7 protein-coding genes and 1 rRNA gene (1 of these 8 cut by a window edge) are annotated in these 9,586 nt (G+C 42.1%); 3 read left to right on the top strand and 5 right to left on the bottom strand.

Annotated features, from left to right (window positions below):
- The 3 genes from SALPA_RS30580 to tyrS all read right to left on the bottom strand — a co-directional run.
- Positions 1 to 188: ribosomal RNA gene (locus SALPA_RS30580) — 16S ribosomal RNA — on the bottom strand (it extends 878 nt beyond the left edge of the window).
- Positions 189 to 482: 294 nt separating this feature from the next.
- Entirely contained in the window at positions 483 to 1,184 is a 702-nt protein-coding gene (gene yunB, locus SALPA_RS24215) for a sporulation protein YunB (protein ID WP_145100094.1), read from the bottom strand.
- A 267-nt stretch (positions 1,185 to 1,451) separates the two neighbouring features.
- On the bottom strand, positions 1,452 to 2,669 hold the full coding sequence (gene tyrS / locus SALPA_RS24210; protein ID WP_145100091.1) for a tyrosine--tRNA ligase: 1,218 nt from the start codon (positions 2,667 to 2,669) through the stop codon (positions 1,452 to 1,454).
- Between the two features lie 359 nt (positions 2,670 to 3,028).
- Here tyrS and SALPA_RS24205 point away from each other — a divergent pair, with 359 nt between their 5' ends.
- On the top strand, positions 3,029 to 5,185 hold the full coding sequence (locus SALPA_RS24205) for a transglycosylase domain-containing protein (protein WP_145100088.1): 2,157 nt from the start codon (positions 3,029 to 3,031) through the stop codon (positions 5,183 to 5,185).
- A 423-nt stretch (positions 5,186 to 5,608) separates the two neighbouring features.
- Here the strand turns inward: SALPA_RS24205 and SALPA_RS24200 are convergent, their stop codons facing one another.
- Positions 5,609 to 6,004 carry a hypothetical protein gene (locus tag SALPA_RS24200; protein ID WP_145100086.1) on the bottom strand — a complete coding sequence of 132 codons (396 nt, stop codon included), beginning with the start codon at positions 6,002 to 6,004 and terminating at the stop codon, positions 5,609 to 5,611.
- 232 nt (positions 6,005 to 6,236) lie between these two features.
- Between SALPA_RS24200 and SALPA_RS24195 the strand changes: the two genes are divergently transcribed.
- Both SALPA_RS24195 and SALPA_RS24190 read left to right on the top strand, forming a co-directional pair.
- Positions 6,237 to 6,557, top strand: coding sequence for a YbaB/EbfC family nucleoid-associated protein (locus tag SALPA_RS24195; protein ID WP_021169990.1), 321 nt, complete (start codon positions 6,237 to 6,239; stop codon positions 6,555 to 6,557).
- A gap of 12 nt (positions 6,558 to 6,569) precedes the next feature.
- Positions 6,570 to 7,160 carry a hypothetical protein gene (locus SALPA_RS24190; protein WP_145100083.1) on the top strand — a complete coding sequence of 197 codons (591 nt, stop codon included), beginning with the start codon at positions 6,570 to 6,572 and terminating at the stop codon, positions 7,158 to 7,160.
- A gap of 47 nt (positions 7,161 to 7,207) precedes the next feature.
- Here the strand turns inward: SALPA_RS24190 and SALPA_RS24185 are convergent, their stop codons facing one another.
- Positions 7,208 to 9,568 (bottom strand): endonuclease MutS2, encoded by a 2,361-nt coding sequence (locus SALPA_RS24185; RefSeq protein WP_145100080.1) that lies wholly within the window; start codon positions 9,566 to 9,568, stop codon positions 7,208 to 7,210.
- Between the last annotated feature and the right edge of the window lie 18 nt (positions 9,569 to 9,586).

The following is a 9,586-nucleotide window of genomic DNA, read 5'->3' as shown; positions in this document are numbered from 1 at the left end:
CATGCGACCAAGATACCACATTCGGTATTAGCACCACTTTCGCGGTGTTGTCCCCAATTTAGAGGCAGGTTGTCTACGCGTTACTCACCCGTTCGCCACTAGGAGTTATAAATAACTCCCCGTTCGACTTGCATGTGTTAGGCACGCCGCCAGCGTTCGTCCTGAGCCAGGATCAAACTCTCCATAAAAATTTTATGAAAAGCCAATTGGCTCTTTAAAGCTATTAAGAAATTGTTTTTGGTTTTGTATGTCGCAAGCGACATACAACCGCACATCTGGCATTTTTGATGCATTACTTACATTGTTCAGTTTTCAGGGAACGACGCACATGGATGTGCTAGTGTCGACTACTTTTCATTCATTTCATTATAGCGACGACATTTACATATGATATCACGTTGTCCCTACTATGTCAATACTTCACCGGCCAGCACTGCAAACTTATTTAATCCGAATATATAGTGCCGTCAGTAAGAGCAGGATTAATTCTTAGCACCACCGTTATTGCTACCCGCATTATTTCCATTTAGGAGGTCACTATCGAGCGGGAATGGGAATTGAACATATGTATTTGGCACTTCACCAACGACAACGTATTCTGCAATAGGAACCTGTGTGTTGACGCTAACACTTTGACTTACTAGCGGAACTACAATACGGATTTGTGTGGTAGCAGCCAAGTAGACCATATGCCTGGTCTGATTAATACCAGCTTGTTCAAATTTATCAACTACTTTAACCTGGACTGTACCTACCGGGATAATGGTAACCGTGATTTTAGGCCCCATACTGGCCAGCATCTGGCTGCCTAATACCTGACCAATCGGAATATTGATTTTTTCTTCCGTTATCTCTTCCAACGCATCCTGTACCTTCATGGTAGTGTCTGCAGCTAATCGGTTAAACTCCATCGTATTAGGTTGAATAAGCACCACTCGTCCATGTTCATCCAATGTAACATTTACCAAGGTTTTAGGATCAACAGTAAGACTTACTCGATTATTAATGACATTGTTGATGGCTTGAGTTGCAATCCGAGTTGCCCTTGTTTCAGCAATAGCCATGAGAGTTGGTTTTAAGTGGGTTTCCATCCTCCAGAAAAAGAACACCGTTAAAATTATTAAAACAACTGCTACTAATGGAAAGAGTGGTATTACGCGTCTGCGTCGAACAGAAAACCGCATTTCTCCCCCTCCTCCTCCTGTTACTCTTTCTCTGGTTGATTATATATATGGTGAAAGATGGTTATTGGTTACTAAATATTTGCATTCATTATAATTTAAATTGTTGGAAATGCTATTAGGAAGGTGAACTTGTTTCAGCATCCTGAAATATCGGCGGATTCAGGTGAGGAATCTACCCCACCTGAACAAACGCCGCCTGCAGAAGCGGGAGTCTTAACTCGCCGCAAAGAATAAAAATTGGGTCGCAGATGCGACCCAATTTTTATTCTATTCTATGACAATACGATGATAATTCTTTTTACCTTTACGGATAAGGAGATTATTATTTTCAAATAGAGTAGCTGTCAAGAGCAAGTCGGGATCAGCTACCTTGGTATCACCAATATAGAGTCCACCTTGCTGAATCAGTCGCCGCCCTTCGCTTTTGGATGCAACAATTCCTGTACTTGCAAGAACATCTAGTAGTTTTGCACCCAGACTATCAGTAGTTATCGATACAGTTGGTACATTATCCAAATTCCCTGCTCCGCCAAACAATGCTTTTGCAGCCTGCTCAGCCTTCTCAGCCTCCTCCTGTCCATGAATTAGTTTAGTCACCTCGAAGGCCAGTGTCTTCTTGGCGATATTAATTTCTTTATCTTTAAGAGCACCCAGTCGCCGAACTTCTTCCATTGGCAAGAAAGTTAGCAAGGCCAGACATTTTTCTACATCGGCATCATCAACATTGCGCCAGTATTGGTAAAAATCATAGGGGGAAGTCTTTTCTGCATCCAGCCAGAGAGCGCCTTTTTCTGTCTTACCCATCTTTCGCCCATCACTGGTGGTCAGTAGAGTAAAGGTCAGCCCATAGGCTGGTTTGGCTTCCTTACGTCTGATAAGGTCTGCACCGGACAAGATGTTGGACCACTGGTCGTCACCGCCCATCTGCATGATACAGTTGCATTGACGGTTAAGTTCCAGAAAATCATAGCTCTGCATTAGCATATAGTTAAATTCTAGGAATGACAAGCCCTTTTCCATCCGCTGTTTGAAGCATTCGGCAGTTAACATGCGATTAACAGAGAAATGCATGCCGATATCTCGCAGAAACTCTACATAATTAAGTCTTAATAGCCAGTCGGCATTATTCATCATCAATGCTTTGCCCTCGGAAAAATCAATAAACCGCTGCATTTGCTTTTTAAACCGCTCGCCGTTATGGTTGATAATTTCTGCAGTCAACATTTTTCGCATGTCAGCTTTGCCAGAAGGATCTCCTACCATCGCCGTCCCACCACCGATGAGGCAAATAGGACGGTGTCCGGCCTGCTGCATATGAGCCATCACCATCATTCCCAAAAAATGCCCGACATGCAGGCTATCAGCCGTGGGATCAAAACCGATATAAAAAGTAATGTTTTCTTTATCCAATAACTCCGCGATTTCATTTTCGTGCGTTAGCTGCTGAATAAATCCTCGTTCTCTGAGTACATCTAATACAGACATTGTTAAAATCCTCCTTATTCACCGGGTTCATGCACTGGTAAATAGAAATAAATAAAACCGTCCCTAGTTCGGGGACGGGAGTAAACCCGCAATACTTTCCATTATTTTAATATATTTGTGACCACATTGTCAATTTCAGCATGTTATATCAATAGCTAGAAACATACGTTAATTTCAACGGGAAAAATTACCATTTTTAGCTGCATTATAACATAACAAATTTAATATTGCAAACTGTTGACAAAGAAATACCTATCATTAGATTTTTTATGATATAATGGTTAGCGAATCAAATCCTTTAAATCTGCTCAAAACATTTTTTAGTGTCATTATGATTGAATCTGTAAGGGGATGAAAGTATGCAAGATAAAAATAATGAAAATCAAGAAAATAGTCGGCGACGCCCCCAGAAAAAGTCCCGAAGATTTGCGATTATTGCAACTCTCGTGTTCTTGGTTATGGTGATGGGGGCCGGTTTGGGTTTTTTAACTGCTAGTATTCATACCATGCCCAGCTTAAAAGGCGACATACGCCCCGCCGTTTCTTCCCAAATTTTTGATGCTAATGGAAAACTCATTACTACAATTCACTCAGTTGAGAATCGTCTACCGACCTCTATCAATAAAGTACCAAAAAATCTGCAGCATGCTTTTATTGCTACTGAAGATGCCCGCTTTTATCAACATAGTGGTGTTGATCCTCGCGGTATTTTGCGTGCTGTCTGGTCTAATTTGACAGACAAGGGAATTTCTGAAGGCGGCAGTACGATAACTCAGCAGCTCGCCAGAAATGCCTTACTTTCTCAAGACCAAACAATTAAGCGTAAAATTCAGGAAGCATTTTTATCGTTACAAATTGAACGGCAATATAGCAAAGACGAAATACTTGAAATGTATATGAACCACATCTATTTTGGGCAAGGCGCTTATGGGGTTCAGACAGCAGCGCAAGTATATTTTGGCAAGAATGTCGAAGATTTAAACTTAGCTGAATGTGCTATGATTGCCGGTATACCGAAAAGTCCTAACTATTATTCGCCTACAAGCAATTTAAAAGCAGCTAAAGAACGACAAGGTGTTGTGCTCGAACAAATGGTCAAATATGGCTATATTGATTCAGTTTCGGCTGCTAAAGCACGAACTACTGAAATTAAACTAGCTGCCCGTCCAAAAACCACTACTACACCTGCTGCGTATTTTACTGATTATGTAATACAAGTTCTTATTGATAAATATGGTGCTGATGCCGTATATAAAGATGGTCTTAAAGTATATACAACATTAGATCTTGAAATGCAAAACAAAGCAGAAGAAGCCATGAAAAAGCTGCCAACAATGAAAACAGATGATAATGGTATTAAACAACCGCAGGGAGCACTTGTCGCCATTGAGCCACATAATGGTCATATAAAAGCAATGGTTGGTGGTCGGGGCAATGATCAATTTAACCGGGCCGTTTTGGCAGAACGTCAACCAGGTTCTGCGTTTAAACCATTTGTTTATTTAGCAGCTATCGAAAGTGGCTTTACACCAGCGAGTGTTATTTCTGATAGCCCAGTTACCTTTGGCAACTGGTCGCCTGTGAATTATGACCGGAGTTTTCGCGGTTCGGTAACAATGCGAACTGCACTTGAACAGTCGTTGAATGTAGCTACTGTCAAACTGGCACAACAAGCTGGTATTGATAAAACGTTATACTATGCGCAGCAGATGGGGATCTCTACGCTAGTACTTGATGGTAATACTAATGACCGAAATTTAGCCATGTCATTAGGTGGTCTTACCAGGGGAGTTACCCCGCTGGAAATTGCCAGCGCCTATGGGGTACTGGCAAATAACGGCGTTCGGGTTGAGCCTACTGCCATTGTTAAAGTAATTGATCGCAATGGCAAAGTAATTGAGGAATATGTTCCGAAAGAAAAAGTCGTTGTTAATGAGCGCAGTGCGTTTCTGCTTACTGATATGATGAAGGGGGTTATCACCAACGGTACAGGTACAGGAGCTTACTTTGGGCGTCCGGTTGCTGGCAAAACAGGCACCACCAGTGATTATCGGGATGCTTGGTTTGTGGGCTTTACTCCTGATTTAGTGGCCGCTGTCTGGCTGGGCTGTGATAATCCGGATTATCTAAACGGCATTACCGGCGGCACAGTCCCTGCCAGCATTTGGAAAAGTTTTATGAGTGGTGTTGCGGACAAATATGTAGCACGTGATTTTGTCAAACCCTCCGGCATCGTAGCTGCCAGAGTCTCTGATAAAGATGGTCTGCTAGTAAACGATCCTAATAATAAGGACAGCCGCAGTGAGATTTTCGTTGACGGCACTCAGCCTACTAAAGTATCAACGGTTCCTGCAACAAAAGACAGTAAAGATAATAAAGATGACAAAGGTAAGAATACTAATACCGATAGCACGCCTGCAGGTGAACAAACTTTGCCACCACCGCCGGCAAAAGGCGATAATACTACGATAGCACCCCCACCCCCACCTAAGCCCAATGATGGGAAAAAGAATTAAAAAAAACACGCGTAAAAAATTACGCGTGTTTTTTTCTGTTTGCGCATATACATTACCATAGTTTTTTTATTAACCAGTAATCCCAGTATTATCTTCAATCATAAAGAATAGTAAATGGTTAAAGAGATCCTGTTTTTAAGGAAGTTAAGCTCTGGTTAGGGGAACTGGAAACACGCTTTAAGCGTGTCCCTAGATGTAAGTAGAAAAATCACAGAGTAGTGTCATCACCTTCGAAGAAGAATAGTAGCAGAATGATGATGATAATCCAAATACCTCCAAATCCATGACCGCCAAATCCACAACGAGACATTTAAACTACCTCCTTACTTATCATTCATAAGGGCGAAGTACGGCCCACCCTTCTACTTCAATATATACATTTTACCGGCAAAGTGTTACTGGCCTTAATTGAGATTTTGCCTACTAAGGTTCCCTTGTTTCAAATAGCCTTCTAATTTGTTTAGGCGCATCGGTAGCCACTTTAACTGATTGCATGGTATTGTTTATGACGTCGGTCATATTGCGAATTTTATCGACAGTCGATGACATGGAAGTAATACCTCTGTCCATAGGAAAATTGTCTGATGCCAAAGTTAAAACAATTATCATTAGCTGAACATTTAGATTAGGATTTTTCATTATTTTTCTAAATAATGCGGCAGGCCCTCGCGAGTTCAGTTTCGGTGAGGCTTTTGCAGACAGAACTTTAGGTGTTTTTTCGGTTGTAGGTTCCTCAGAATCCGTTTCGTGCTTTACATCGAGAGCTGGTTTTTCTATAAAAGATTTTTCGGTGTTTCGGTGATATTTCCGCACACGCATATGTCCATCACCTTTCAATAAAACATTTTTCTACTCCAATATATGAAATACATTCAGATTTGCTCTCTCGGTGTTCATCAGGACACTCACAAATTTTGGGCAATTGAATAAATTAGATAAGAAAAGACTTGGCTTGTGCCAGGTCCTTTAGGACGCTGGCACAAGCCTTGGTCTTCAATCCAGGGAAACTTAACCTTTCCCTCTGGATAAGAAAAATAGGAGGTGCATAACAGTGTTTGAACAGTTTGGTAATATTATGGAAATGGTAAAAAAAGTTCAGCAAAATGTTGATATCGCGCAGGAGCAGCTCAAACAAGAAAAAATTGAAGTGTCTAGTGGTGATGTTATTAAAATAACCGTTAATGGACAGCAAGAACTTATCGCTATTCAATTAAATAGCAAATATTTAACTGCTGATAACGCCGCTCTGCTACAAGATTTATTACTAGCTACGATAAATAATGCCTTGGCAAAATCCCGTGATTTAAATCAAGCTGCCATGGGCAAACTTGCCACTGATTTAAATCTACCTAAAATCCCTGGCGTTTTTTAAGGAGGAGGTTTTATGTCGAATGACACCGATAACACCGGGTCTTCGTCACTACTAAGTTCAATAACCAGAATGCTGGACACGAGTGTTACCACTGGTACAGGACTGGACAGTATCATAACTATCATATCACTGTTATGCCTATTTTCGATAATGACCCGTACTCAAGCTGTCAGAGAGCCACAACAAATCAAGCCGGCAACAACTAGTAATCCGCTACATAAACTGCTGGGTGATTTAGCCAAAGGCGGTGATGGCGGCGGTTTTTCTCCTGATACCTTGCTGTCTTTGCTGCCGCTATTAAACAACCCCCAGCTTAAATCAAAGCTTAATCCCAGCACTATCGGAACTGTGATGGGATTAATAAACAATCTCGGTGGCCTTGGTGGCAGTAATCCGCCACATGAAAAAGGGGAACCTGAGACTAAAGGCGAGCCTCACACGAAAGCTTCAAAGCAGCCAACAGAATCAGAACCTCCTCCACCGGCAAATGCTGTACAGCAACCGCCACTTAAAAAACAGCCTCCTCCCCAGCCAAGTGAAGATGTAGATGAAGCGGAAGAAAAAAACTATGGGCGATATTTAAACTGGAAAAATAATTTTTAAACAAAAACAAGGGCTCCGAGGGAACCCTTGTTTTTTGTTTACTCATCCTAAGCCAATCTGACTACAGTAGCGCCTGTGCCACCTTCATTAAGATCGGCAATGCGTATTCCTTTAATATGCGAATGATTTTCCAGATATGTCTTTACCCCTTTGCGCAAAACACCTGTCCCTTTACCGTGAATAATAAGTACCTCATTTAATCCTGATAGTATGGCATCATCAATATATTTATCCAGTACAATTTCTGCTTCCTCAATTGTCATGCCCCGAATATCAATTTGTCTTGCTGCAGAATCTCTTATAGTTATGTTAACATTTTTGGTTGCTGATGGTTCTTTGGGTTTACCTGATTCAGACAGTATCTGGCAGGCAGCAGCAGCTACTGTCATTTTCAAAATTCCCAGCTGTACAGTTACGGTTGAACCATTTACTGCTAGCACTTGTCCTTTTTGTTTTACTGTCGTAACATAAACATTCATCCCTGGTTTAATTTCGTCTGCTGACAATTCAGTTGAATTTTCCTGACCATCAATATCAAAGCCGTTAATTTCCGCAGTGCTTGCCCTTAGCTGCCGACGAGCATTTTCAATAGCATGCTGTCTTTCCCGGCTACTGTGCTCAGAAAACTGTGCTTTTAGTTCGCCAATTATTTCTTCCGCATTGCGCCTGGCCTGGCGAATAACGGCAGCAGCGTCTTCCTGGGCTTTAGCTAATACGGTATTCTTTTTTTCAGCAATAGCTTGTTCTCCCGCAGTGATTTTTGCTTTTACTTTTCCCATTTCCTGCTCCAAACGGGTTAGTTCATCCAGTTTTACGCTATAGGACTTCTTCTGTTCTTCCAGCGCATGGAGAACGGTTTCAAAATCGGTATGCTCTTTATGAATTAACTCTTTAGCGCGGGCGATAATTGTGTCTGATAACCCCAGCCGTTGGCTGATAGCAAAGGCATTACTGCTGCCAGGGATGCCGATCAGGAGACGATAGGTTGGCCGCAGGGTTTGGATATCAAACTCGACACTGGCATTTTCTATTCCCTGTCTGGTATAAGCAAATGTTTTTAACTCACTATAATGGGTAGTTGCAATGGTTTTGGCACCAATTCTATGGATATATTCCAAAATTGACATAGCCAGGGCCGCGCCCTCACTCGGGTCAGTTCCGGCGCCAATTTCATCAATCAATACCAAATCACCAGCGCTTATCTGCTGTAGTATTCCAACCAAATTGGTCATATGGCCGGAAAATGTGCTTAAACTTTGCTCAATGCTCTGTTCATCGCCAATGTCGGCAAAAATATTGCCGATAATCGGCATCTCAGAATCAGGCGCAGCCGGAATAAACAAGCCAGCTTGCGTCATAAGCGCAAATAAACCTACCGTCTTAAGTGTCACGGTTTTACCACCAGTGTTAGGGCCGGTAATCAGTAAAGTAGTAAAATGGCGGCCAAGCTGTACGTCAATTGGTACCACGTGCTCTACAGCTATCAATGGATGCCGGGCCTGGATGAGATTAACATAGCCTTGCTGATTGATAGTTGGCTGAATGGCTCGCATATCAATACTCAGCTTAGCTTTAGCAAAAACAAAGTCCAGGTGAGCTAAAATTGCAAGATTTTCTTCGAGGTTCCCGGCAACTTTAGCTATTTGCCCGGTTACTACTGTTAAAATTCGTTCAATTTCATTCTTTTCAGCAGCTAGGAGTTGTTTTATATCATTATTCAAATTAACGATGGCAATTGGTTCGATAAATAAAGTAGCCCCACTGGCTGATTGATCATGGACAATACCTGGAAAATTATTGCGGAATTCGTGCTTAATCGGAATAACATACCTGTCACCACGCATGGTGACTAACGCATCCTGAAAATACTTCTGGTACTCACCGGAGCGCAAAATACTATCCAATTTTTCTTTTACCCGGCTTTGGGCTTGTTTTACTTCTCGCCTTAGCTTCAAAAGTTCACTGCTGGCATCGTCGCGAATTAAGCCTTGTTCAGTAACTGTAGCCTCAATTATGGTTTCGATGTTTCGCAAGACGATGATTTGACTGGCCTGCAAACTTAAAAGCGGTGTTTCAACAGGGAGATCGGTAAAGAAACCTTTTATCCGTCTGGCGGCATAGAGCACACTGCCTACAGCTAAGAGTTCATGCGGCTCTAAGATAGCACCAAGTTCGGCTCTTTTTATTGTGGCCCGCACATCGCGAATCCCCCCTAACGGTACAGTGGGGACATTGTTCATAATCTCGCGGGCTTCGGCTGTTTCGGCAAGACGCTCTTGTACTTGCACCCCATCCTTCACGGGTACCAGTTCTTGGGCAAGTTCCCGTCCCATGATGGAACCGGTACGCTCGGCAAGCATATTCCGGATTTTATTATATTCTAATGTTGACAATACGGCTGCTTCCATATAAATTCTCCTCTAACT

This window comes from Sporomusa sp. KB1 (assembly GCF_007830295.1).
Taxonomy (GTDB): domain Bacteria; phylum Bacillota; class Negativicutes; order Sporomusales; family Sporomusaceae; genus Sporomusa.
Note: the sequence above shows the minus strand (reverse complement) of the source record. Positions and strands in the feature narration are given on the sequence as shown.

Excerpts from the sequence above, each read along its gene's own strand:
- tyrS (WP_145100091.1), bottom strand. The coding sequence starts at position 2,669 with ATGTCTGTATTAGATGTACTCAGAGAACGAGGATTTATTCAGCAGCTA.
- yunB (WP_145100094.1), bottom strand. The coding sequence starts at position 1,184 with ATGCGGTTTTCTGTTCGACGCAGACGCGTAATACCACTCTTTCCATTA.
- SALPA_RS24190 (WP_145100083.1), top strand. The coding sequence starts at position 6,570 with ATGTCGAATGACACCGATAACACCGGGTCTTCGTCACTACTAAGTTCA.
- SALPA_RS24200 (WP_145100086.1), bottom strand. The coding sequence starts at position 6,004 with ATGCGTGTGCGGAAATATCACCGAAACACCGAAAAATCTTTTATAGAA.
- SALPA_RS24185 (WP_145100080.1), bottom strand. The coding sequence starts at position 9,568 with ATGGAAGCAGCCGTATTGTCAACATTAGAATATAATAAAATCCGGAAT.
- SALPA_RS24205 (WP_145100088.1), top strand. The coding sequence starts at position 3,029 with ATGCAAGATAAAAATAATGAAAATCAAGAAAATAGTCGGCGACGCCCC.